The sequence below is a fragment of the Blautia sp. AF19-13LB genome, assembly GCF_003479105.1.
In the GTDB taxonomy this organism is placed as follows: Bacteria; Bacillota; Clostridia; order Lachnospirales; family Lachnospiraceae; genus Fusicatenibacter; species Fusicatenibacter saccharivorans.
The window spans coordinates 1-1,996 of the sequence record NZ_QUGO01000051.1 but is presented as its reverse complement, the minus strand read 5'-3'; the positions used below and the strand labels follow the sequence as shown (position 1 = coordinate 1,996).

Sequence of the window (1,996 nt, the reverse complement as noted above, 5' to 3'; positions counted from 1 at the left end):
ATATGTTCATAGCAGCGGGTCGGGCGGTCTTTGCAGCTTTCCGGCATAGGATTTTGTTTCTGCCATATAATATCGCTGCGCAGATACCACCCCTGTTCCCGCAGGGAAAACGCCAGGAGCCAGGGAATACCGATTAAGTCCTTTTGCTTGCAGCCGGTAACGCGGCTGTTCCTTGCAATCCGCTGTCCGGTGCGCCCCTTTGGGTTTTTCGGGTCAGCATAGCCGCCTTTATTTCCTGTACCGCAATAGGTGTCTGCGATATTCAGCCATAACGTACCGTCCTTTCTAAGCACCCGGTAAAGCTCGCCAAAAACAGCGGTCAGCCTATCAATATACTGTTCCGGCGTGTCCTCCTGTCCGATTTGTGCGTCAAGCCCATAGTCCCGCAGCGCAAAGTAGGGCGGGCTTGTAACGCAGCAATGGACGCTTTCACTGGGTAATTCCTGCAAAGCACAAAGCGCGTCCCGGTTGATAATCACGTCTGTTTTCATAGGCTGCTCACTTCCTCCGGCTTCGTCGTCATAATGCGGTAAAGCTCGGTATCTTTCGGGAAATGGTCTACAAAAGGCAGCACCACATTTCCGTAAAAGATAAGTCCCTCGCCCGCTTCGGTGTGGGTAACGTATTTCATCTGCTGTGGGCTGATATTTAGCTGCTTTGCAAGGATAGCCCGGTCGCCCTGTGCCTGATTGAGCATAAGGACAAAATCAGAGTTTTCAAAGATATTTTCCACCTCGCGGCTTGCCAAAAGGTCTTTGATGTTCTGCGTGATTGCTGTGGGTATGCCGCCCCATTTACGGAAACGCTTCCAAATCTCCACGCTGTACGCGGCGGTCTGTTCCTCTTTTAAGAGCAGATGAAATTCGTCCATATAGTAGCGGGTAGATTTTTTCTCTGCCCGGTTAATGGTAACGCGGTTCCATATCTGGTCTTGCACAATGAGCATACCTAACTTTTTGAGCTGTTTTCCAAGCTGCTTAATATCAAAGCAGACAAGGCGGTTAGAAAGCTCCACATTCGTTCTGTGGTTGAATACATTAAGGCTGCCGGAAACATACAGCTCCAATGCTGCCGCAATGCGGGCAGCTTCCGGCTCCGGCTGCTTTAACAGTTCGTCGTAAAGGTCGCCCAAGATAGGCATTTTCTCCGGTACAGGGTCAGCAAGATAGTCCCGGTACACATTCCTTACGGCGCGGTCAATGACGGTCTTATCAACAGGCTGCAAGCCCTCCTTGCCGCCAATGACAAGCTCGCAGAGGGAAAGGATAAAATCACTTTTCAGTGCAAGGGGGCTGTCGTCCTCGCTGTAATTGAGGTTCATATCCATAGGGTTCACATACTGGGGCGTACCGTCCATGCCTTTCCCTGTCGGGGATAACCGTATCACTTGCCCGCCAAGCCGCTTTACAAGGGCAAAATATTCCGCTTCCGGGTCGCAGATAAAAATATCGTCGTCAGTAATGAGAAAGGCATTTGTGATTTCCCGCTTTGCTGCAAAGGATTTTCCACTGCCCGGTGTTCCCAAGATAAGCCCATTCGGGTTTTTAAGCTGTTTACGGTCGCAGAGTATCATGTTGTTTGACAGGGCATTTAAGCCATAATACAGGGCAGCCCCGGTCTGAAATAGCTCCTGCGTGATGAACGGGATAAAAATAGCGGTGCTGCTCGTCGTCAACCCTCTCTGAATAGGGATAAGGTTCTCGCCCAAAGGGATAGAGGACATTAGCCCCGCTTCCTGCTGATAGTCAAGACGGGTCAAGGCGCAGTTGTATTTCTGTGCAATGCCCGCCGCCGCGAAAATGTCATTTTCCAGTTTCCGTTTCGTGTCTGCCATGTTTACCACAAGGAACGTAAGGAGAAACATTCGCTCGTTTCGGCTCTGTAAATCCTGCAACAAGTTCTTTGCTTCATTCCCAAAAGTAGCAAGGTCAGACGGGAATAGCGATAGGTAAGCCTTTGAAGTTATCTCCAGCTTTTCCCCCGCTTCACACCGGAC

At 50.4% G+C, this 1,996-nt stretch carries 2 protein-coding genes; both read right to left on the bottom strand.

Annotation, left to right across the window (positions count from 1 at the left end):
• Positions 1-491 (bottom strand): DNA-methyltransferase (locus DWX32_RS19095; protein WP_147398519.1); only part of this gene is annotated, 491 nt, incomplete at its 3' end.
• A partial coding sequence (locus DWX32_RS19090; RefSeq protein ID WP_243037648.1) for a VirB4-like conjugal transfer ATPase, CD1110 family occupies positions 488-1,996 on the bottom strand: 1,509 nt, incomplete at its 5' end. The genes DWX32_RS19095 and DWX32_RS19090, both read right to left, overlap by 4 nt.